Origin of the sequence: Kitasatospora sp. NPDC101176, assembly GCF_044768035.1 — a bacterium.
In the GTDB taxonomy this organism is placed as follows: Bacteria; Actinomycetota; Actinomycetes; order Streptomycetales; family Streptomycetaceae; genus Kitasatospora.
Genome location: NZ_JBIWPA010000001.1, coordinates 95819 through 117653 on the forward strand (window position 1 = coordinate 95819; position 21835 = coordinate 117653).

Genomic DNA, 21835 nt, shown 5'->3' on the forward strand with positions numbered 1-21835 from the left:
AACCTTGCCATGAGAGCGCATCAGCGGCCAGTCCGCCAGTGGGTATCACGAGGTGGGCGCAAGGACGTACGGTGGGCGCTCCCCGCAGCCAGGAGGTCGAACCCGTGTCCGCGTCCGACGAGGCCCTGCCGTTCTTCGTCTACGGCACCCTGCGCAGCGGCGGCTGCAACCACGCCGCCCACCTCGCGGGCCGCTGCGCCGACATCCGGCCGGCGGTCCTGGACGGAGCCGCGCTGCACGACGGACCCGGCTACCCGTACGCGGTGCCGGACGCGACACCCGGACGCCGCGTCGTGGGTGAGCTGGTCACGATCCGCCCGGGCGCGTACGCCGGTGCGCTCATCGCCCTCGACCTGCTGGAGGGGTGCCGGGCGGACGGGACGGGCCTCTACGTGCGGCGACGGCTCACGGTGCGGACGGAGGCCGGGGCCGGGGCGGCGACGGCCGGCGCGGTGGGAGAAGTCGGCGGGGCGGGCGCAGTCGGCCGGGTGGGGACGGGCTCGGGTGAGCTGCGGGAGGCCTGGGTGTACCTCGCCGGGCCGGCCGTCGCGGCCAGGCTGCGGACACGGCCGGCGGTGATCGACTCGGGCGACTGGACGGAGCGGGGGGACGGGGCGGGCGGCTGACGGGTGACAGCTGACAACTTTCAGATTTCAGAGTCTGTCATCTGTCTTCTGTCATCTGTTCTCTGTCGGCGGTCGACTGTCACCTGCCGGCGGGCCACGGCCGCCGGCCGCCAGCCGTGGCCCGCCAGCGGTCCTCCGGCCGTCGGACGGCCGGATACCGCCAGGTAGGCTGCCCCGGCCGCGTGCTTTCCGGCCCGTCGGCGCGCACACGACCAGACGTCCGCCCCCGCCGAACGACGAGGAGCCCCCGGTGCCCGAGCTGCCACCCCCGATCACCGTCGTCGGGATCGGGGCCGACGGCTGGCCCGGCCTCGCCACCGCCTCCCGGGCCGCACTCGCGGCGGCCGAGGTGATCGTCGGCGGCCCCCGTCAGCTCGACCTCCTCCCCCCGGACGAGGTCACCGCCCGGCGCGTCCCCTGGCCGTCCCCGCTGCGCCCCGCCGTACCCGGCCTGCTCGCGGACCACGCCGACCGCCGGGTGGCCGTCCTGGCCAGCGGCGACCCGATGTTCTACGGCATCGGCCGCACCCTCGCCGAGACGGTCGGCGCCGACCGGCTGCGCATCCTGCCGCACCCCTCCTCCGTCTCCTACGCCTGCGCCCGGCTCGGCTGGCCGCTGGAGTCCACCGAGGTGGTCAGCCTGGTCGGGCGCCCCCTGGAAACCCTCTCCCTCGCCCTGCACCCGGGACGCCGCCTGCTGGTGCTCAGCGCCGACGCCGCGACCCCGGCCGCCGTCGCCGCCCTGCTCACCGCCCGCGGCCACGGCAGCGCCCGGCTCCACGTCCTCGAACAGCTGGGCGGCGCAGCCGAGCGCCGCCTCGACGGCCCCGCGGACGGCTGGCCGCACCCGCCCGGCGATCCGCTGAACGTCATCGCGGTCGAGCTCGGCGACGGACCCCGCGGCTCGCTCGTCCCCGGACTGCCCGACGCGGCGTACGAGAGCGACGGCCAGCTCACCAAGCGGCACGTCCGAGCGGCCACCCTCGCCACGCTCGCCCCCACCCCCGGTGAACTGCTGTGGGACGTCGGCGGCGGCTCCGGCTCGATCGCCGTCGAATGGCTGCGCGCCCACCGCGACTGCCAGGCGATCAGCATCGAGCGCGACCCGGTGCGGGCCGAGCGGATCAGCCGCAACGCCGGCACGCTGGGCGTCCCCCGACTGCGCGTGGTGACCGGCCCGGCCCCGGCCGCCCTCGCCGGACTCCCCACCCCCGACGCCGTGTTCATCGGCGGCGGGCTCACCGCCCCCGGCCTGCTGGACAGTTGCTGGGCGGCGCTGCGCCCGGGCGGCCGACTGGTCGCCAACACCGTGACCCTGGAGTCCGAGGCGCTGCTCACCGACCGGTACCGGCGCCACGGCGGCGAACTGCTGCGGCTCGCCGTCGCGCACGCCGTCCCGGTGGGTGGCTTCACCGGGTGGCGGCAGGCCATGCCGGTCACCCAGTGGTCCGCTGTCAAGCCCAACACCCCTCAGGAGGAAGCCTCGTGACCGTCTACTTCATCGGAGCCGGCCCGGGCGCCGCCGACCTGATCACCCTGCGCGGGCAGCGCCTGCTGGCCCGCGCCGAGGTCTGCCTCTACGCCGGCAGCCTGGTCCCGCGCGAGCTGCTCGACGAGTGCCCGCCGGGCGCCCGCCTGATCGACACCGCGCAGCTCAACCTGGACCAGATCGTCGCCGAGCTGGTCCGCGCGCACCGGGCCGGACAGGACGTGGCCCGCCTCCACTCCGGCGACCCGTCCGTGTTCTCCGCCGTCGCCGAACAGATGCGGCGCCTCGACGCGGAGGGCGTGCCGTACGAGGTGGTCCCCGGGGTGCCGGCGTTCGCCGCCGCGGCCGCCGCGCTGAAGCGGGAACTCACCGTGCCCACCGTCGGCCAGACCGTCATCCTCACCCGGATCTCCAAGCGGGCCACCCCGATGCCCGAGGGCGAGGACCTGGCCACCCTCGGCCGCAGCGGCGCCCTGCTGGTGCTGCACCTGGCCGCCGGCTACGTGGACGACGTCGTCGAGCAGCTGCTCCCGCACTACGGCGCCGACTGCCCGGCCGCCGTCGTCGCGATGGCCAGCCGGCCGGACGAGCTGGTGCTGCGCGGCACCCTCGCCGACATCGCGGAGCAGGTCAAGGCCGCGGGTGTGGTCCGCACCGCGGTGATCATCGTCGGACGGACCCTGGCCGCCGAGCAGTTCCGCGACAGCCACCTCTACTCGGCGGACCGCGAGCGCCCGCACGAGCCCTGCGGGGCCTGATGCGACACGTCCTGGTCCTCGGCGGCACCACGGAGGGCCGGGCCCTGGCGGCCGCGCTGGCCGAGCTGCCGTCCCTGCGGGTGACCAGTTCGCTGGCCGGCCGCGTCGCCGAACCCCGGCTGCCCGCCGGGGAGGTGAGGATCGGCGGCTTCGGCGGTCCGGACGGCCTGGCCGCCTGGCTGCGCACCGAGCGGGTCGCCGCGGTCGTCGACGCCACCCACCCCTTCGCCGCCGGGATGTCCCGCAACGCGGCCCTCGCGGCCGCCGCCACCGGCGTACCGCTGCTGGTCCTGCGGCGGCCCGGCTGGGCCGCCGTCGACGGGGACCGCTGGCACCCCGTCCCGTCGCTGGCCGCGGCGGCCGAGCTGCTGCCGGCGCTCGGGCGGCGGGTCTTCCTCACCACCGGACGGCAGGGCATCGGCACCTTCGCCCACCTCAACGGCCTGCACTTCCTGGCCCGCTCGGTCGACCCGCCCGAGCCGCCGCTGCCGACCGCGCTCGAAGTCCTCCTGGACCGGGGCCCGTTCACCCTCGACGGCGAACGGGCGCTGCTGCGCGGGCACCGGATCGACGTCCTGGTCACCAAGGACAGCGGTGGCGCCGCCACCGCCCCCAAGCTCACCGCGGCCCGCGAACTCGGCCTGCCGGTGGTCGTGGTGGAACGCCCACCGCTGCCCGCCGACGTCCCCGTCGCCCCGGACGTCCCGACCGCGACTCACTGGCTGCAGCAGCTCCCCTAGGCTGGCCCCACCGCGCCCGGCACCCACCGCGGACGCCGGGCGCCGTGGGGCGGTTCGGGTGGTGCGGGGGCGGCGGTCGGCGTGGGCGCTGAACAACGCGGTGTTCGTCGAGTACCTGGGCACCGGGCTGGACGTGGCGATGCTGCTGGCCGGCCTCGAGGGGTGAGGCCGGCCGACAGCGGTGATGCGACGATCCGTCAGATGTCGCGGAAGGTCTCGATCTGGGCGCCGATGGAGTTGAGGCGCTCGGCGAGGTCCTCGTAGCCGCGGTTGATGACGTACACGTTGCGCAGGACGGAGGTGCCCTGGGCGGCGAGCATGGCGAGGAGGATGACCACGGCCGGGCGCAGGGCCGGCGGGCACATCATCTCGGCGGCGCGCCAGCGGGTGGGGCCCTGGACCAGGACCCGGTGCGGGTCGAGGAGCTTGACGTCCGCGCCGAGGCGGGTCAGCTCGGTCAGGTAGATCGCGCGGTTGTCGTACACCCAGTCGTGGATCATCGTGGTGCCGTGGGCGGCCGCGGCGATGGCGGCGAAGAACGGCACGTTGTCGATGTTGATGCCGGGGAACGGCATCGGGTGGATGGTGTCGATCGGCGCGGTCAGCTTGGACGGGCGCACGGTGAGGTCGACCAGACGGGTGTGACCGTTGTGGGCCCGGTACTCGGCGGTGCGGTCGTAGTCGAGGCCCATGCCCTCCAGCACCGCGAGTTCGATCTCCAGGAACTCGATCGGCACCCGGCGGATCGTCAGCTCGGAGGAGGTGACGACGGCGGCGGCGAGCAGGCTCATCGCCTCCACCGGGTCCTCGGCCGGGGTGTAGTCGACGTCGCAGGTGATCTCCGGGACGCCGTGGACGGTGAGCGTGGTGGTGCCGACGCCCTCGATCCGCACGCCCAGCTTCTCCAGGAAGAAGCAGAGGTCCTGGACCATGTAGTTGGGCGAGGCGTTGCGGATGACGCTGACGCCGTCGTGCCGGGCGGCGGCCAGCAGGGCGTTCTCGGTGACGGTGTCCCCGCGCTCGGTCAGCACGATCGGGCGGTCCAGCGGGACGCCGGGCTCGACCGAAGCGTGGTAGGCGCCGCCGGTGGTGGCGACCTCCAGGCCGAAGCGGCGCAGCGCGGTCAGGTGCGGCTCGACGGTGCGGGTGCCCAGGTCGCAGCCGCCCGCGTAGGGGATGGCGAAGCGGCTCGCGCGGTGCATCAGCGGGCCGAGGAACATCAGCACGCTGCGGGTGCGGCGGGCCGCCTCGACGTCCATCGCGGCGAGGTCGAGCTCGGCGGGCGGGGTGAGCTCGAGGTCGCGGCCCTCGTTGATCCAGCGGCTCTTGACGCCGATGCTCGTGAGCACCTCGAGGATGCGGTAGACCTCTTCGATCCGGGCGACGCTGCGCAGGGTGGTGCGGCCGGTCGTCAGCAGCGAGGCGCACAGGATCGCGACGCAGGCGTTCTTGCTGCTGCGGACGTCGATGGCGCCGGAGAGGCGGGTGCCGCCGGCGACCCGCAGGTGCATCGGGCCGGAGTAGCCGAGGGAGACGATCTCGCTGTCGAGGGCTTCGCCGATGCGGGCGATCATCTCAAGGCTGACGTTCTGCTTGCCCTGCTCGATGCGGTTGACGGCGCTCTGGCTGGTGCCGAGGGCTTCGCCGAGCTGCGCCTGAGACCAGCCGCGGTGCTGACGCGCGGTGCGGATGAGGGTGCCGATGCGGGTGAGGTAGTCGCCTGTCACTCGCCAGACCATATCTCATGGTTGAGATGGCACCAGCGCCAGGGCGGGGCGTGACGCTCCTTTTGTCCATTTCTTTCCTCGTATGGACGTCAGATCTTCACATCACCAGGTGATGTTGTCGCATCTCTGTGACAGTGTCACGGGCCGAGCGGCTCCGCCCGGCCGACGATGGTGCCGGCCCGGTCGATGCAGATGACGTCCACCGCCACCGGCGAGCCGACCAGCACGCCGAGCGCCGTCGCCCGCGCCGCCTCGGCGACCAGGTCGCCGAGCGGCACGCCTGCCGCCCGGCACAACTGCACCGCCTCCAGGCCCGTGTTGGCCGCCGCCACCGCCCCGGCCAGCTCCTCGTCCGCCCCACCGCGCCGGGCCAGGTCGGCCAGGTAGCCCTTGTCGACCTGGGAGCGCGCCGAGTGCAGGTCGAGGTGGCCCGCCGCCAGCTTGGACAGCTTGGCGAAGCCCCCCGCGATGGTCAGCCTGGGCACCGGGTGGCGCTTGAGGTACTTGAGGACGGCGCCGGCGAAGTCGCCCATGTCGAGCAGGGCGTCCTCCGACAGCCCGTGCACGGCGACCGCGACCTTCTCGGAGGTCGAGCCGGTGCACCCGGCCACGTGGGTGCGCCCCGCCGCCCGGGCGACGTCCACGCCGCGGCGGATCGAGTCGATCCACGCGGAGCAGGAGTAGGGGACGACGATGCCGGTGGTGCCGAGGATGGACAGGCCGCCGAGGATGCCGAGCCGGGGGTTCCAGGTGGAGCGGGCGATCTCCTCGCCGTGGTCCACCGAGATCTCCACCACGACGTCCCCGCTGCCGCCGTGCTCGGCGGCCACCTCCGCCACGGCGTCGCGGATCATCTGCCGGGGCACCGGGTTGATCGCGGGCTCGCCGACGGGCAGCGGCAGACCGGCCTTGGTGACGGTGCCGACGCCGGGGCCAGCCCGGAACACCACTCCGGCACCGGGCTCGCCGGGGCGGACCGTCGCACGGATCAGCGCCCCGTGGGTGACGTCGGGGTCGTCCCCCGCGTCCTTGACCACCCCGGCCATGGCGCCGACGGTCGAGCGAGCCGCCGCCGGGGGCCGGGGCGGCGTGCCGACCGCCCGGGAGCCCGTCGCCGGCTCGGTCAGCAGCGACTCGGCCGCCAGGGCGAAGGCGGGCTGCTGGCCCTTGGGGAGGGTGATGACGACCGGGTCGGGGAACTCGCCGGTGAGCAGCGCGGTGTAGGCGGCCTTGGTCGCGGCGGTGGCGCAGGCCCCCGTCGTCCAGCCGTGGCGCAGACCGCTGCTCTTCAGCTGGCCGGCCCGCCCGCCCGCCCCGGCGCCGGATCCGGCCCCCGATCCGGCTCCGTTTCCCGGTCCGGACCCGCTACCGGCTCCCGTTGTGGCCACCTGCGTCTCGCTTCCGGCTGGGTCGACGTGCGGCCGCACCGGCCGTCGGTGCCGATTTTCCCCCATTCGCCTGGTCACGCCCCGACCGGGGCCGGGGGGCGGTGTCCGCGGCGCCTCCGCCCGGTCGGCGGGGCGGGCGGGCGCCGGGAGGCGGCAGGCGGGTCGCGGGGCGCCGGACGGTGGGTCGCGGGCGCCCGGCGACGGGAGGGCCGGGGCGGGTCCGGGCGGGTTGCGGGGGGCGCCGGGGAGGAACACCGCCGCGCGTTCCCGAAGAGTTCGCCGCACGGCCCTCGCCCCCCGCCCCTACCAGTGAGTAATCTGGCGGTCCGCCAGAGGCGGGTTCATGACACGGGGGCCGACGGCCGGAAGTCCGGCCGGGCCATCAGAATGTGGGGGTTTTTGTGGCAGGGATGAATCGGCGTACGTTCCTCACCGGTACGTCGGTGGCCGCCGCCTGGACGGCCTTGTCGCTGGGCGGCGCGCAGTTCGCCTCGGCGGCGGAGCGGGAGCGCGCACTGGCGACCACCGCCGCGCGGGCCGTCAAGGTCACCGGGACCACGCTCGACCAGGTGGCCACGCCGAGCGGCACCGGCGCGTACAGAAGACTGACGGCGGGCCCGGGCTGGCCCCTGATGGTGCGCGGCGACCTGGCGGCGCCGGGCGGCGGCCGCGACGACCGCCGGACCGGCCTGGCCAGCTTCGTCCAGTTCAGCGACCTGCACCTGGTGGACACCGAGTCCCCGTTCCGCTTCGAGTACCTGGCCCGCTGGAACGGCAGCGCGTACCGGCCCCAGGAGACCCTCAACGCCCGCGGCGTCTCCGCGCTCGTCGAGCGGGTCAACGCGCTCGACGGCGGCCCCTACACCGGGATGCCGTTCAGCATGGTGATGGCCACCGGCGACAACACCGACAACCACGAGCACGCCGAACTCGACTGGTACCTCACCGTCATGGGCGGCGGACGGATGGCCCAGAGCACCGGTGACCCCAACCGCTACGAGGGCGTGCAGAACTCCGGCAACGCGGCCTACTGGAACCCCGAACTGGCCTACAGCGACGGCTACAAGGCGAAGGGGTTCCCGCAGATTCCCGGCTTCCTCGACGCCGCCGGGCGCCCCTTCGACGCGCCGGGCCTGCGGACGCCCTGGTACACGACGGTGGGCAACCACGACGACAGCCTCGAGGGCACGCTGCCCGACCTCGGACTGCTGAACGACGTCTACACCGGCCAGTACAAGCTGGAGGGCTGCAACGACGCCGACGCCGCCCAGCTGATGGACTCGCTGCGGCGCGACCCGGCGGGTGCCGCGCTGCTGCTCGCCAAGCTGATCGCGAGCGGCGACGCCGTGCGCCGGATCACCCCGGACGAGCGCCGACGGCCGTTCACGCTCAAGGAGTTCGCCAAGGCCCACCTGGACCCGGCGCGCACCGGCGCCGGCCCGTACGGCCACGGCTTCACCTCGGACATGGTGGGCAGCGGCAAGCTCTACTACACCTTCCGGATCTCCGAGAAGGTGGTCGGCATCAGCCTGGACACCACCAACCAGGCCGGGTTCGCCGACGGCTCCCTCGGCACTGCGCAACTGCGCTGGCTGGAGCAGCAGTTGAAGGCGCACAGCGGTCACTGGTACGACGCCGACGGCCGCCGGGTGGCGGGCGGCAGCACGGACGACGTGATCCTGCTCTTCAGCCACCACACCAGCACCACCATGGGGAACCTGCTGCCCGACCCGCGCAACATCTTCGAGCGGCGGCACGACGGCAACGAGCTGGTGGCGCTGATCCAGCGGTACCCGAACGTGGTCGCGTGGGTGAACGGGCACACCCACATGAACAAGATCACTCCGCACGGCCACGCCGTGCCGGAGCGGGCGTTCTGGGAGATCAACACCGCCTCGCACATCGACTACCCGCAGCACGGCCGCATCATCGAGATCGCGGACAACGGGGACGGCACGCTCTCGCTGTTCACGACGCTGATCGAGTCGTCCGCACCGTACGGGACGGACTTCGGCAGCACCTCGGACGGCAACCTCGCCGCCCTGTATCGCGAGCTGTCCTACAACGACCCGAACGGGCGGGTCACCTCGCTGCTGGGCTCGGGCGAGGACCACAACACCGAGCTGCTGATCACCAAGCCGACCCGGTGACGACCGTCGGCGGGCGGCCGGCCGAACGGCCGAGGCCGCCCGCCGACTGCCGACTGCCGACTGCCGACTGCCGACTGCCGACTGCCGACGTGTGATCGGCGACCGGTGACCGGTGACGGAAGACGGCGAACAGATGACAGCTGACAGATTTCATCATCTGTCAGCTGTCACCTGTCATTCGTTCGCCGTCACCCCTCCGCGGCGTCCGCGCCCTCCGCGGCGTCCGCGCCCTCCGAGGCCTCCGCGCTCTCCGGATAGCGCCGGGGCGTCCAGACGACCTCCACACCGCCGCCCCGCTCGACCGCCCGGGTCTGCGAGGAGCCGATCAGCAGGATGGTCCGCATGTCGACCAGGGCCGGGTCCAGCTCGCCGAGCCGGACGATCCGGACCCGCTCGGTCGGGCCGCCGACGTCGCGCGCCATCACCACCGGCGTCCCCGGCTCGCGGTACTCCAGCAGCAGGTCCCGGGCGAGGCCGACCTGCGTGGTCCGCGACTTCGAGCCCGGGTTGTAGAGCGCGAGCACCAGGTCCGCCGCCGCGGCGGCGCGCAGCCGGTCGGCCACCACCCCCCAGGGCTTGAGCCGGTCCGACAGCGAGACGACCGCGTAGTCGTGCCCGAGCGGGGCGCCCGCCCGGGAGGCCGCCGCGTGGGCCGCGGTCATGCCGGGGACGATGCGCACCGGGACGTCCCGGTAGGCCTCCTCGCAGGCGACCTCGAGCACGGCGGTGGCCATCGCGAACACCCCCGGGTCACCCGAGGAGACCACCGCGACCCGGTGCCCGCGCCGGGCCAGTTCGAGGGCGTACTCGGCGCGCTCGGACTCCACCTTGTTGTCCGAGCCGTGCCGCCGCTGCCCCGGGCGCTCGGGCACCCGGTCCAGGTAGGTGGTGTAGCCGACCAGGTCGGTGGCCTCGGCGAGGGCGCCGCGCGCCTCGGGGGTGAGCCAGAGCGGTCCGGCCGGCCCGGTGCCGATGACGGTCACCGCGCCCGGGCCGTCCGCCCGCCGGGCCTCCGGCTCGAGCGGCTCGGGCGCCGCGGACGTCCCGAGCGGCGCGACCTTGCTGGGCAGCACGGCCACCGAGAAGTACGGGACGGTCTCGCCCTCGACCTCGGCCAGCGGCGCGATGCGCTCCCCCTCCATGAAGGCGCGCTCGACGTACTGGGCGTCCGCCAGTCGCCCGGCCCGCTCCAGCGCACGGCGGACGGCGGGGAAGGTGCGGCCCAGCTTCATGATCACTGCGGAGTCGGCGGCGGCGATCCGGGCCGTCAGCTCCTCCTCGGGCAGGGTCCCGGGGATGACGGTGAGCGTCTCCTCGGCCTCGGTGAGGGGCTGCCCGAGGCGGGCGGCCGCGGCACTGACGGAGGTGACGCCGGGCACCACCTCGGTCGGGTAGCGGTGCGCGAGGCGCTTGTGCATGTGCTGGTAGGAGCCGTAGAACAGCGGGTCGCCCTCGGCGAGGACGACGACGTCGCGTCCGGCGTCGAGGTGGGCGGCCAGCCGCGCGGCGGCCTCCTCGTAGAAGTCGTCCAGCGCGCCCCGGTAGCCGCCGGGGTGGTCGGTGGTCTCGACCGTGATCGGGTAGACCAGCTTCTCCTCGATCTGACCACCCGTCAGGTACCGCTCGGCGATGGAGCGGGCGATGGAGCGGCCGTGCCGAGCGCTGTGGTAGGCCACCACGTCGGCCTTGCCGATGAGTTCGGCGGCGCGGACGGTGACCAGCGACGGGTCCCCCGGGCCGAGCCCGACGCCGTAGAGCCGCCCGCTGCCGGTGGTCTGACGATCCGTCACTCTTCTTCGCTCGCAATCGCGTTGATGGCGGCGGCGGCCATCGCGCTGCCGCCGCGCCGGCCGCGCACCACCAGGTGCTCCAGCCCGGACGGGTGCTCGGCCAGGGCCTGCTTGGACTCGGCGGCGCCGATGAAGCCGACCGGGACGCCGATCACCGCGGCCGGGCGGGGGGCGCCCGCCTCGATCAGCTCCAGCAGCCGGAAGAGCGAGGTCGGCGCGTTGCCGACGGCCACCACCGCGCCCTCCAGCCGGGGCAGCCACAGCTCCATGGCGGCGGCGCTGCGGGTGTTGCCCGTCTTCCGGGCGAGTTCGGGCACCGAGGGGTCGGTGAGGGTGCAGACCACCTCGTTGTCGGCGGGCAGGCGCTTGCGCGTGACGCCGCTGGCGACCATGTTGACGTCGCACAGGATCGGCGCCCCGGCGTTCAGCGCGGCGCGCGCGGAGGCGACCACGCCGGGCGAGTACACCAGGTCCTCGACCAGGTCGACCATGCCGCAGGCGTGGATCATCCGCACCGCGACCCGGGAGACGTCCGCCGGGAGGGCGGCCAGATCGGCCTCCGCGCGGATGGTGGCAAAGGACTGGCGGTAGATGGACGCGCCGTCCTTCTCGTACTCGATCACTTCGTGGTCCTCCTGGCCTCGGCGACCGCCTCGGCCATCTCCTCGTTCGTCACGTCCACGGCCGCCCCGGTGGCTGCCGGACCGTTCACCGTCACCCGGTAGCCCTGCCCGGTGGCGAGCACGTCCACCCACCGCCCGGCCGGATGGCCGCAGCGCCGTGCACACCCCGACCAGTGCACCGGAAGCACCGGAAGTCCTGCGTCGGCACCTTCGGCACCGTCGGCACCGTCGGCCGCGTCCAGCGCCCGGGCCGCCTCGGCCCGGACGTCGGCGAGCGACCTGGCGCAGCCCGGCAGCCCGGTGCAGGCGGTGGCCCGCTCCCAGGCCGAGCCGGGCGCGGTCCTGAACCCGGCCGAGGCCAGGGCGGACAGCCGGTCGGCGGACGCACCCGGCAGCACCGCGCCGCGCCAGGGGGTCAGCCGGACCTCCCCCGCGCAGGCGGCGGCGAGCGCGCGCCACTGGGCGGCGCCCGCCCGGCCGAAGCGCATCCCCACGGACAGCCCGCCGGGCAGCGCGCCCACGGCGGGCGGAGTCCCGGGGAGGGCGGGCAGCGGCACCGTGCCGGCCGGGAGCAGGTCGGGTGTCTCCCGCAGGTGCCAGGCCCGGCGCCCGTTCGCCCGCAGCGCGTCCAGGAAGGCGCGGGCCGCGTCCAGCACGGCCGTCACCTCCTGCCCCCGCGGTACCGGGTGTCCGTGGTCGGCCCGTCCGAGGCGCAGCAGTGCCGGCGCAGCCGAGGCCGGGCCCGCGCCGCCGGCGGCGCCGGGCCCGCCTGCGATCAATGTCACATCGGCGTCGAGCGCGGCGACGTCGCCCCGCCCGTCGTCCAGCGCGAAGAGGAACTTGCCGGAGAGCCCGGCCGCCCAGTCGCTCGCGCACAGCCGCGCGTCCAGCTCCCGCACCCAGGCCTGCACGTCGGTGCCGGGGGCGGCGCCCGAGGCGGCACCGACGCCGGTGCCGGTGCCGTCCGCGGCGGGGCCGGTGAGCCCGGCCAGCGGCGAGGCGACGATGTTGCGCACCCGCTCGTGGGTGTCCGAGGGCAGCAGTCCGACCGCGCGCAGCCGGTCGGCGAGCTCCGCCCCGCAGTGCGAAGCGAGGCCGCGGAGTTGGACGTTGCCGCGGGAGGTGGTCTCCAGTTCGCCGTCGCCGAGCGCCTCGGCCGCCTCGGCCAGCGCCAGCACCTGACGATCCGTCAGCAGGCCCCCGGGCAGACGGACCCGGGCCAGGGCGCCGTCGTCGGCCTGGTGCAGACGAAGGGCCCCTGGGCAGGCGTCCGCGCGCCCCCGGTCGGGCACCGCGGCGCCCGGCGCGATGGCGTCGGGTGTCGGTGGCATGGCCGCGAGCATACAGATGATCCGATCGCTTGCCTCCGTCCGCTGCATCACACCCCGGCCGCTCCGGACGGCCGCCGCCGATCGCCCCTCCCCCAGGTCAGCCGCACCCCGTACGATGCTCGCGGGCGGTCCCAGCGGGCCGTCCGAACGCCAGCGACGGCGCAGGGGAGGAAACCGGTGCAAGCCCGGTGCGGTCCCGCCACTGTGACCGCGGTTCACCGGGACACCGGGCGGCCGCGGGAGCCAGGAACTCCTGCCGTCCTCCACCGGCCCGGGGCGCGGACCCCGAGGAAGGCAGAAATGCACCAGCGCTGTCGCATGCCCGCGCACGCGTCGGCAGGCGGACCACGCCCGCACGCGTCCCCGGGCGGCCTCCGTCGCCCCGGCCCGCGGCCGGCCCCCGGGCACCCGCACCCGCACCCGCACCCGCGGTCGACGCCCGCCGCCGGCCCGCCCGCCGGGCGGTGCCCCCGCACTCCGGTACCCGCCACGGCACCCGCCGCCCGTCACCCCGGGCGCGCCCACCGGGCCGGCCCGGCCCACCGCACCCTCCGTGACGGCCGAGCCCGTCACGTCAGCCACGCCTGTCACTCGTCACTTTCAACGCCGGCGCGCCCTTCGGCTCGGGGCGGCTCCGAGGCCGGGAGGGCCTTCGCATGATCCTGCTGCTGTCGACCTCCGACACCGACCTGCTCAGCGCCCGCGCCAGCGAGGGCCCCGTTCCGTTCCGGCTCGGCAACCCGGCCCGGCTCACCCCCGAGGAGCTGCCCGCCCTGCTGGAGGGCACCGACCTCGTGGTGGTCCGCCTGCTCGGCGGCCGCCGCGCCTGGCAGGAGGGCCTGGACTCGCTGCTCGCCGGCCCCCGCCCGGTCATCGTGCTGACCGGCGAACAGGCGCCCGACGCCCAGCTGATGGAGCTGTCCACCGTCCCGGCCGGCATCGCCGCCGAGGCGCACGCCTACCTCGCCCACGGCGGCGCCGGCAACCTGGCCGAGCTCGGCGCCTTCCTCTCCGACACCGTGCTGCTCACCGGCCACGGCTTCGCCCCGCCCGCCTCCGCGCCCGCCTGGGGCCCGCTGGAGCGCGAGGCCCGCGACGGCGACGGCCCGACCGTCGCCGTGCTCTACTACCGGGCCCACCACATGAGCGGCAACACCGCCTTCGTCGAGACGCTCTGCCGGGCGATCGAGGACCGCGGCGCCCGGGCGCGCGCCTACTACTGCGCCTCGCTGCGCGGCGCCGAGCCCGAGTTGCTGGCCGCGCTCGGCGAGGCCGACGCGATCGTCACCACCGTGCTCGCCGCCGGCGGCACCCGCCCGGCCGACGCCCAGGCCGGCGGCGACGAGGAGGCCTGGGACGCCGGAGCGCTCGCCGCGCTGGACCGCCCGATCCTGCAGGCGCTCTGCCTGACCTGGTCGCGCGCCCAGTGGGAGGCCAGCGACGACGGCCTCTCCCCGCTGGACACCGCCACCCAGATCGCGGTGCCGGAGTTCGACGGCCGCCTGATCAGCGTCCCCTTCTCCTTCAAGGAGCTGGACGAGGACGGCCTGACCGTCTACGCCGCCGACCCGGAGCGCGCCGCCCGGGTGGCCGGCACCGCCGTCCGGCACGCCGCGCTGCGGCACGTCCCGGCGGCCGAGCGCCGCCTGGCGCTGGTGCTGTCCGCGTACCCGACCAAGCACGCCCGGGTCGGCAACGCCGTCGGCCTGGACACCCCGGCCAGCGCCGTGCGACTGCTGCACCGGCTGCGCGAGGAGGGCATGGACCTCGGGAACGAGCTGCCCGGCCTGGACGACGGCGCCGAGGAGGGGCACGAGGGCGACGCGATCATCCACGCCCTGATCGCGGCCGGCGGCTACGACCAGGACTGGCTCACCGAGGACCAGCTGGCCCGCAACCCGGTGCGCATCCCGGCCGCCGACTACCGCCGCTGGTACGCCACGCTGCCGCAGGCGCTGCGCGAGCAGGTCGAGGAGCACTGGGGCCCCGCCCCCGGCGAGCTGTACGTCGACCGCTCGCAGAACCCGGACGGCGACATCGTGCTGGCCGCGATCCGCTCCGGGAACCTGCTGGTGCTCATCCAGCCGCCGCGCGGCTTCGGCGAGAACCCGGTCGCCATCTACCACGACCCGGACCTGCCGCCGAGCCACCACTACCTGGCCGCCTACCGCTGGATCGAGGCCGCCCAGGCCGACGGCGGCTTCGGCGCGCACGCCGTCATCCACCTCGGCAAGCACGGCAACCTGGAATGGCTGCCCGGCAAGACCGCCGCGCTGTCCGCCGAGTGCGGCCCGGACGCCGTCCTCGGCGACCTGCCGCTGATCTACCCGTTCCTGGTCAACGACCCGGGCGAGGGCACCCAGGCCAAGCGCCGGGCCCACGCCACCCTGGTCGACCACCTGGTGCCGCCGATGGCCCGCGCCGACTCCTACGGCGACATCGCCCGGCTGGAGCAGCTGCTCGACGAGCACTCCAACATCGCCGCCATGGACCCGGCCAAGCTGCCCGCGATCCGCGCCCAGATCTGGACGCTCATCCAGGCCGCCAAGCTGGACCACGACCTCGGCCTGGACGAGCGCCCCGAGGACGACGGCTTCGACGACTTCCTCCTGCACGTCGACGGCTGGCTCTGCGAGATCAAGGACGCCCAGATCCGGGACGGCCTGCACGTCCTCGGCCAGGCGCCGGCCGGCACCGACCGGGTCAACATCGTGCTCGCCATCCTCCGCGCCCGCCAGATCTGGGGCGGTGTCAGCGCGCTGCCCGGTCTGCGCGAGGCGCTGGGCCTGGACGAGGCCGCGCTGACCCTCGGCGCCACCGACGCGGCCGAGGCCAAGGCCCGCGCGCTGGTCGAGGCGATGGAGGAGCAGGACTGGGCGGTCGAGGCGGTGGAGAAGGTCGCCGCCGGGCTGCCGGAGGCCGTCGGCGAGGTGCTGACCTTCGCCGCCACCCAGGTGGTGCCGCGCCTGGCCGCCACCACCGACGAACTGGACGCCGTGCTGCACGCGCTGCAGGGCGGCTTCGTCCCCGCCGGTCCATCCGGCTCCCCGCTGCGCGGCCTGGTCAACGTGCTGCCGACCGGCCGCAACTTCTACTCCGTCGACCCCAAGGCCGTCCCCAGCAAGCTCGCCTGGGAGACCGGGCAGGCGCTCGCCGCCTCGCTGGTCGAGCGGTACACCGCCGACAACGACGGCGCCTACCCGCCCTCCGTCGGCCTCTCGCTCTGGGGCACCAGCGCGATGCGCACCGCCGGCGACGACATCGCCGAGGCCTTCGCCCTGCTCGGCGTCCGGCCGGTCTGGGACGACGCCTCGCGCCGGGTCACCGGTCTGGAGCCGATCTCCCTGGAGGAGCTGGGCCGCCCGCGCATCGACGTGACGCTGCGCATCTCCGGCTTCTTCCGCGACGCCTTCCCGCACGTCGTCGCCCTGCTGGACGACGCCGTGCGCCTGGCCGCCGCCCAGGAGGAGCCCGCGGAGCAGAACTTCGTACGCGCCCACGTCCAGGCGGACGTGGCCGTGCACGGCGACGAGCGCAAGGCCACCGTCCGCGTGTTCGGCTCCCGCCCCGGCACCTACGGCGCCGGCCTGCTCCAGCTGATCGACAGCCGGGACTGGCGCACCGACGCCGACCTCGCCGAGGTGTACACGGTCTGGGGCGGCTACGCGTACGGGCGCGGGCTGGACGGCCGGCCCGCGCGCGAGGAGATGGAGACCGCCTACAAGCGGATCACCGTCGCCGCCAAGAACACCGACACCCGCGAGCACGACATCGCCGACTCGGACGACTACTTCCAGTACCACGGCGGCATGGTGGCCACCGTCCGGGCGCTCACCGGCAAGGCGCCGACCGCCTACATCGGCGACTCGACCCGCCCGGAGACGGTCCGCACCCGGACGCTGACCGAGGAGGCCGCCCGCGTCTTCCGCGCCCGCGTGGTCAACCCGCGCTGGATCGAGGCGATGCGCCGCCACGGGTACAAGGGCGCGTTCGAGATGGCCGCGACCGTGGACTACCTGTTCGGCTACGACGCCACCACCGGCGTGGTCGCGGACTGGATGTACGAGAAGCTCACCCAGGAGTACGTGCTCGACCCGGTCAACCGGGAGTTCCTGGCCGGCGCCAACCCGTGGGCGCTGCACGGGATCAGCGAGCGGCTGCTGGAGGCGGCGAGCCGCGGGCTGTGGGAGCAGCCGGACCCGGAGCTGATCGAGCAGCTGCAGGCCGCGTTCCTGGAGACGGAGGGGGACCTGGAGGGCGACGAGGGCTGAGTCGGCCGGGGCGGGGCGGGCGGCCGCCGGACGGCGGACCTCCGGCGTCCTTCGGCGACCGTCCGCAGGCCTGCCGGCCTGCGGACGGTTGGCGGACAGCCGGCGGACTTCCGACCGGCGTCGCGCCACCGGGCTTCCCCGCCACCGGACTTCGCACGGCAGGAGTCCGCGCCACCGGTGTCCCATTAGCCCGTTCGGGTGACAGGAATACTGGTGGCGCGCTCCGTCCGAGCGGACAATACGGGGCATGTCCCGCCGCCCCGCGCCCCCCAGCCCCGCCCCGCGCACGCCGCACCCCGGGCACAGCGCCCACCGGCACGCCCCGGAGCGGCCTCGCAGACCACACCGCTACCGCGCCCGGTTCGGCGCACTGGCCGCCGGGGCGGTGCCGGTCCTGGCGTTCCCCGCGCCCGGGCAGGCGTGGCTGGCGTGGATCGCGCTCGTCCCCGGGCTGCTGCTGATGCAACGGGCCCCCGACGGACGGGAGGCGGCGGTGCGCGGCTGGTGGTTCGGGGCCGGGTTCATCCTGACGGCCATGTACTGGCTGATCCCCTCCATCGGGCCGGGACTGCCGGTGCTGGCCGTGCTGGTCGGGGCGCTGCAGGGCGCCGTCGGCTACGCCGTGCACCGGCTGCTGCACCCGCCGTTGACCGCCCGTCGGGCGCTGCTCGCCCTCGTCGTCGTCCCTGCGGTGTGGGTGGCCACCGAGTACGCGCGGTCCTGGCACGCCCTCGGCGGGCCGTGGGCGCTGCTCGGCGCGACCCAGTGGCAGCACCCGGCGATCCTCGGACTGGCCTCGGCCGGCGGGATCTGGCTGGTCAGCGCCGCGGTGGCGGCCGTCAACACCGGGGTGCTGATCGTGCTGACCGCCGCGCAGTGGCGCCCGCGCGCGCTGGCGGCGCTGGCCACCGTCCTGGTGCTGGCCGCCGGACCGCTGCTGTTCGCGCTGCGCGACGCCCCCGCCCGGACCGGGGCCGTCACCGTGGCACTGATCCAGCCCGGCGTCGTGGAGGATCCGCAGGCCCGCTTCGAGGCCGGCGCCCGGGACACCGCGGCCCTCGGCGGCCACCCGGTGGACCTCGTCGTCTGGGGCGAGAGCAGCACCACCGCCGACCTCGACCGCGACCCGGCCGCCCTCGACCGGCTGCGCGGCCTCGCCGCCGCCACCGGCGCCCCGGTCATCGCCGGGGAGGACGCCCGCAAGGCGGACGGGCGGATCTCCAAGGACGCGGTGCTGGTCTCCCCGGCGGGTGTGGTGGACCGCTACCGCAAGATCCGGCTGGTGCCGTTCGGCGAGTACATCCCGCTGCGGCCGCTGCTCGGCTGGATCGCCGGGGTCAGTCGCGCGGCCGGCGAGAACCGGGCCCCGGGCACCGCCTTCCACCTGCTGCCCGCCACCGACCGGACGGGCGCCCCACTGCCGGTCGGCGCGCTGATCTGCTTCGAGTCCGCCTTCCCCGACATGGCCCGCACGGCCGCGCGGGACGGCGCCCGGATGCTCGTCTACCAGTCCTCGACCTCGACCTTCCAGGACACCTGGGCACCCGAGCAGCACGTCTCGCTCGCGGCGATCCGGGCCGCCGAGACCGGCCGGCCGGCCGTGCAGGCCTCGCTGACCGGCGTGTCGGCGGCCTTCGACGCCCAGGGGCGGGAACTCGCCCGGCTCGGCACGGACGGCACCGGTGCGCTGACCGTCCGGGTGCCGCTCACCGAGCCCGGGACGCTGACCTGGTACGACCGGGTCGGCGACGTGGTGCCGGCGGCAGCGCTGCTGGTCACGGCGGCCGCCGCGGTGGGCGTGTGGCGCTCCTCTCCCCGGCGGCGGCGCCGGTAGGCCCTGAGCCGCCGGTGAACGGGGCCGCCCCGGTGGGCGCCGGGCCTCCGGCGAGCCCGGCTCCGCCTGGGCGCCCGGCTCGCGGGGCGGTGCGCGGTACGCCGCCCCGCGCGCCGGTCCGGGCCTATGAGCCGAATCGGCCCTCGGGGCCGGATCAGCTCTCGGTGCCGGATCAGCCCTCGGTGCCGGCCAGGTAGACCCCGAACGCCGCGCCCTGCGGATCGCGCAGCACCGCGATCCGCGGCCCCTCCGGTACGTCCGTGGCGGGCATCAGCACGTCCGCGCCGAGGCCGCTCGCCCGGGTGACGGTGTTGTCGACGTCCGCGACCGAGAAGTACGGCAGCCAGTGCGGCGGCACCTCCGGCGGGAAGCGGTCGTCCATCACCAGCATGCCGCCGAAGTCCCCACCGTGCACGCCCCATTGGGTGTACTGGTCGGAGCGGCTCACGGACCAGCCGAACACCTCCGGGTAGAACGCCGCGGAGGTCACCGGGTCGCGGGTGAGCAGCTCCACCCAGCCGAGCGCACCGGGCTCGTTGAGCACCCCGGCGCCCTGGAAGGCGCGGGCCTGCCAGAGCGAGAAGACCGCCCCGGACGGGTCCGCTGCCACCGCGAACCGGCCCAGGTCGAACACCTCGGCCGGCTCCATCAGGACCCGGCCGCCCGCGTCCTTGACCAGGGCGACGACGACGTCGGTGTCGGGCACGGCGAAGGACACCGTCCAGGCGGTGGGCTGGTCCGGCGTGAACAGCGGGGTGAGTCCGGCGGCCGGGGCGTCGCCGAGGAGCATCTGGGTGTAGCCGCCGGCCTCGGGGCGCGGGTCGGTCTCGGCACGCCAGCCGAACAGCTCGCGGTAGAAGGCCTTGGCCGCGGCCGGGTCCGAGGTGCCCAGCTCGACCCAGCAGGGGCCGTCCATGGTCACTGAATTCTGCTTCATGGCCTCTACTCTCGACTTTCTCTGAACGTTCTTCGACGAGATATGATGAATCGTCACGAATCTTGTTTTTCAAGCGATTTCGAGAACGACCTTGCCCCGGGCGTGCCCGGATTCGACGGCGGAGACCGCCTCGACCGCCCGGTCCAGCGGATAGCGGCCGGTGACGTGCGGGTCCAGCTCGCCGGCGGCGACCAGGGCGGCCAGATCGGCGAGGGTCTCCGGGGTGGCCGAGCGGGTGACGTAACGGCCGCCGAGCTCCGCGACGGTGACCGGGTCGGCCGTACTGACCAGCTCCACCCGGCCCTTGAGCGGGCCGGCGGCCTCCCTGAGGGCGACACCGCCGACCAGGTCCAGGACGCCGTCGACGCCGTCGGGCGCGGCGGCGGCGATCCGCTCGGCGACACCCTCGCCGTAGCGCACCTGGACCGCGCCGAGGGACTCCACGTGCTGCCGGTTGGCATCGCTCGCCGTGCCGATGACGGTCAGGCCGCGGCTGCGGGCGATCTGGGCGGCCGCGCTGCCGACGCCACCGGCGATGCCGAGGATGAGCACCGTCCGGCCGGCCCCGAGGCCGAGGTCGCGCACGGCGTCGTCCGCCGTGGCCACCGAGACGGACAGTGCGGCGGCCCGGTCGAAGCCGACGCCGCCGGGTTTGAGCGCGCTCGCGTCGGCGCGCAGAAGCGTCTGCTCGGCGAACGCGCCGGCGGCCGCGAGGCCGAACACCTCGTCGCCGGGGGTGAACCCGGTGACGCCCGGACCGACCTGTTGCACCACCCCGGAGGCCTCCTGCCCCATGACGGCCGGAAGGGTCCGCTCCCGGCCGAGCAGGCCGCGGCGGATCTTCCAGTCCACCGGGTTCACGCCCGCGGCGCGGACCGCGATCGCCAGCTGTCCGGGGCCGGCCTCAAGGACCGGGCGGTCCATGAACTCCTGTGTCTCCGGCCCGCCGTAGTCGACGAAGCCGAACGCCTTGGCCATCGCTGATCCCACTCCTCGGTCGCGGCTCCTGCTCCCCCGGGGCCCCAGGCCAGCATGCGGGGACGGGCGGGGCGGGGGCGGGCGCTGGTGGGCCGAACGGGGGCCGCGGGTGCGAGCCGGGGGCTGGGGCCGAGACGGCGAACAGATGACAGCGGACAGATGACAGATTTCGAAATCTGTTATCTGTCCGCTGTCATCTGTCATCTGTTACCTGTTATCCGTCGGTTGTCGACCGACCCGCACCCGCCGGCCGTCAGCTCCGTACGGCCCGGGCCACGGGGATCCACAGCTCCGCCTCGGCGTCGGCCGTCCCCGGGACGAAACGGGTCTGCAGGATCTCCGGGCCCGGCCGGGCCTCGTACGGGTTGGACGGGAACCACTGCGCGGCCACGTCCCCCCACATCTCCTGCAGGGCCTGCGGGAACGGCCCGCTGTTGCTGAACACGGCCCACATCCCGGCCGGGACGTGCAGGACGTCCAGGTCGTCCGGGACCACGGCGTCCTCGCGCGCCACCACCGCGTGCCAGTAGTCGAGTTCGGAGCCCTCCTCCCGGTTGGCGGAGAAGTCGTCGCTCACCGACACGATGCCGACCGGATCCCGGCCGGTGAGCTCCGCGATCCGCTCGACGGTGTCCTTGCCGAGCCCCCTGATGAACTCGGCGATCCCCGGGTTGACGCCCTGGTAGATCAGGGTGACCCGGGCCTTCCTGCCGACGATCCGGAAGTCCGGCTTCTGGACGATCCGGTATTCCATGCTGCTGCTTCCCTCCACGACGAGTCGGAAGGACATCCGGGGCTGGGAGGTGAGCACCGCACGGCTGCGCCGGGCCTCGCCGGGGCCGACCCCGTGCATCGCCCGGAAGGCCCGGGCGAACGCCTCGCCCGAGGTGTAGCCGTATCTGACCGCGATGTCGAGCAACGTCCTTTCGCCGTCGAGGACTTCCGCCCCGGCGACGGTCAGTCGCCGACGGCGGACGTACTCAGACAGCGGCATCCCGGCGAGCATCGAGAACAGCCGCCGGAAGTGGTACTCCGACGTCATCGCGATCCGCGCCAGGGCGGCCACGTCGATCTCGCGGTCCAGGTTCCGGTCGATCTCGTCCATCGCCCGGTTGAGGTGTTCGAGCACTCCTGCCCCCGTCCTTCCCTTGCTGATCTCCACCGTAGGAAGGACCCACCCTGCCGGACCCGAC

At 74.8% G+C, this 21835-nt stretch carries 15 protein-coding genes and 1 riboswitch; of the genes, 7 read left to right on the forward strand and 8 right to left on the reverse strand.

Going from position 1 to position 21835, the window contains the following annotated elements:
- Window positions 1-104: 104 nt before the first annotated feature.
- The 4 genes from ACIRS1_RS00410 to ACIRS1_RS00425 all read left to right on the forward strand — a co-directional run bounded on the left by ACIRS1_RS00410 (window position 105) and on the right by ACIRS1_RS00425 (window position 3613).
- Window positions 105-626 carry a gamma-glutamylcyclotransferase family protein gene (locus ACIRS1_RS00410; RefSeq protein ID WP_402835641.1) on the forward strand — a complete coding sequence of 174 codons (522 nt, stop codon included), beginning with the start codon at window positions 105-107 and terminating at the stop codon, window positions 624-626.
- 250 nt (window positions 627-876) lie between these two features.
- On the forward strand, window positions 877-2115 hold the full coding sequence (gene cbiE, locus ACIRS1_RS00415; protein ID WP_387897359.1) for a precorrin-6y C5,15-methyltransferase (decarboxylating) subunit CbiE: 1239 nt from the start codon (window positions 877-879) through the stop codon (window positions 2113-2115).
- Window positions 2112-2873 (forward strand): precorrin-4 C(11)-methyltransferase, encoded by a 762-nt coding sequence (gene cobM, locus ACIRS1_RS00420; protein WP_402835643.1) that lies wholly within the window; start codon window positions 2112-2114, stop codon window positions 2871-2873. Before cbiE ends, cobM begins: the two co-directional genes overlap by 4 nt.
- A complete protein-coding gene (locus tag ACIRS1_RS00425; protein WP_402835644.1) occupies window positions 2873-3613 on the forward strand; it encodes a cobalt-precorrin-6A reductase in 741 nt (246 codons plus the stop codon). The genes cobM and ACIRS1_RS00425 overlap by 1 nt, the downstream gene beginning before the upstream one ends.
- Before the next feature lie 197 nt (window positions 3614-3810).
- Here ACIRS1_RS00425 and ACIRS1_RS00430 read toward each other — a convergent pair whose 3' ends face one another.
- Both ACIRS1_RS00430 and ACIRS1_RS00435 read right to left on the reverse strand, forming a co-directional pair.
- Window positions 3811-5340 (reverse strand): UDP-N-acetylglucosamine 1-carboxyvinyltransferase, encoded by a 1530-nt coding sequence (locus ACIRS1_RS00430; protein ID WP_360210670.1) that lies wholly within the window; start codon window positions 5338-5340, stop codon window positions 3811-3813.
- A 137-nt stretch (window positions 5341-5477) separates the two neighbouring features.
- Window positions 5478-6728, reverse strand: a complete 1251-nt coding sequence (locus ACIRS1_RS00435) for a cobalt-precorrin-5B (C(1))-methyltransferase (RefSeq protein WP_402835646.1) — start codon at window positions 6726-6728, stop codon at window positions 5478-5480.
- 410 nt (window positions 6729-7138) lie between these two features.
- Here ACIRS1_RS00435 and ACIRS1_RS00440 point away from each other — a divergent pair, with 410 nt between their 5' ends.
- The gene (locus ACIRS1_RS00440; protein WP_402835647.1) at window positions 7139-8878 is read left to right on the forward strand and encodes a TIGR03767 family metallophosphoesterase; all 1740 of its coding nucleotides are present in this window, start codon (window positions 7139-7141) and stop codon (window positions 8876-8878) included.
- A gap of 188 nt (window positions 8879-9066) precedes the next feature.
- Here ACIRS1_RS00440 and ACIRS1_RS00445 read toward each other — a convergent pair whose 3' ends face one another.
- From ACIRS1_RS00445 to ACIRS1_RS00455, 3 genes are read right to left on the reverse strand one after another with little or no spacing between them, the layout of a single operon-like run.
- Window positions 9067-10668, reverse strand: coding sequence for a precorrin-2 C(20)-methyltransferase (locus tag ACIRS1_RS00445; RefSeq protein ID WP_402835649.1), 1602 nt, complete (start codon window positions 10666-10668; stop codon window positions 9067-9069).
- Entirely contained in the window at window positions 10665-11291 is a 627-nt protein-coding gene (locus tag ACIRS1_RS00450; protein ID WP_402835651.1) for a precorrin-8X methylmutase, read from the reverse strand. The genes ACIRS1_RS00445 and ACIRS1_RS00450 overlap by 4 nt, the downstream gene beginning before the upstream one ends.
- A complete protein-coding gene (locus ACIRS1_RS00455) occupies window positions 11288-12622 on the reverse strand; it encodes a hypothetical protein (protein ID WP_402835653.1) in 1335 nt (444 codons plus the stop codon). The genes ACIRS1_RS00450 and ACIRS1_RS00455 overlap by 4 nt, the downstream gene beginning before the upstream one ends.
- 167 nt (window positions 12623-12789) lie before the next feature.
- A riboswitch (cobalamin riboswitch) is annotated at window positions 12790-12875 on the forward strand.
- A 403-nt stretch (window positions 12876-13278) separates the two neighbouring features.
- Between ACIRS1_RS00455 and cobN the strand changes: the two genes are divergently transcribed.
- Both cobN and lnt read left to right on the forward strand, forming a co-directional pair.
- Window positions 13279-16893 carry a cobaltochelatase subunit CobN gene (gene cobN, locus ACIRS1_RS00460; protein WP_402835654.1) on the forward strand — a complete coding sequence of 1205 codons (3615 nt, stop codon included), beginning with the start codon at window positions 13279-13281 and terminating at the stop codon, window positions 16891-16893.
- Between the two features lie 247 nt (window positions 16894-17140).
- Window positions 17141-18727, forward strand: coding sequence for an apolipoprotein N-acyltransferase (gene lnt / locus ACIRS1_RS00465; RefSeq protein WP_387897333.1), 1587 nt, complete (start codon window positions 17141-17143; stop codon window positions 18725-18727).
- 172 nt (window positions 18728-18899) lie between these two features.
- Here lnt and ACIRS1_RS00470 read toward each other — a convergent pair whose 3' ends face one another.
- The 3 genes from ACIRS1_RS00470 to ACIRS1_RS00480 all read right to left on the reverse strand — a co-directional run bounded on the left by ACIRS1_RS00470 (window position 18900) and on the right by ACIRS1_RS00480 (window position 21771).
- Window positions 18900-19664: a VOC family protein gene (locus tag ACIRS1_RS00470; protein ID WP_402835657.1), complete on the reverse strand. Its 765-nt coding sequence runs from the start codon at window positions 19662-19664 to the stop codon at window positions 18900-18902.
- A 69-nt stretch (window positions 19665-19733) separates the two neighbouring features.
- Window positions 19734-20642 (reverse strand): NADP-dependent oxidoreductase, encoded by a 909-nt coding sequence (locus tag ACIRS1_RS00475; RefSeq protein ID WP_402835659.1) that lies wholly within the window; start codon window positions 20640-20642, stop codon window positions 19734-19736.
- 253 nt (window positions 20643-20895) lie between these two features.
- On the reverse strand, window positions 20896-21771 hold the full coding sequence (locus tag ACIRS1_RS00480; protein ID WP_402835661.1) for a GyrI-like domain-containing protein: 876 nt from the start codon (window positions 21769-21771) through the stop codon (window positions 20896-20898).
- Window positions 21772-21835 lie beyond the last annotated feature (64 nt).

Excerpts from the sequence above, each read along its gene's own strand:
- ACIRS1_RS00425 (WP_402835644.1), top strand. The coding sequence starts at position 2,873 with ATGCGACACGTCCTGGTCCTCGGCGGCACCACGGAGGGCCGGGCCCTG.
- ACIRS1_RS00440 (WP_402835647.1), top strand. The coding sequence starts at position 7,139 with ATGAATCGGCGTACGTTCCTCACCGGTACGTCGGTGGCCGCCGCCTGG.
- ACIRS1_RS00455 (WP_402835653.1), bottom strand. The coding sequence starts at position 12,622 with ATGCCACCGACACCCGACGCCATCGCGCCGGGCGCCGCGGTGCCCGAC.
- cobN (WP_402835654.1), top strand. The coding sequence starts at position 13,279 with ATGATCCTGCTGCTGTCGACCTCCGACACCGACCTGCTCAGCGCCCGC.
- lnt (WP_387897333.1), top strand. The coding sequence starts at position 17,141 with ATGTCCCGCCGCCCCGCGCCCCCCAGCCCCGCCCCGCGCACGCCGCAC.
- ACIRS1_RS00470 (WP_402835657.1), bottom strand. The coding sequence starts at position 19,664 with ATGAAGCAGAATTCAGTGACCATGGACGGCCCCTGCTGGGTCGAGCTG.
- ACIRS1_RS00475 (WP_402835659.1), bottom strand. The coding sequence starts at position 20,642 with ATGGCCAAGGCGTTCGGCTTCGTCGACTACGGCGGGCCGGAGACACAG.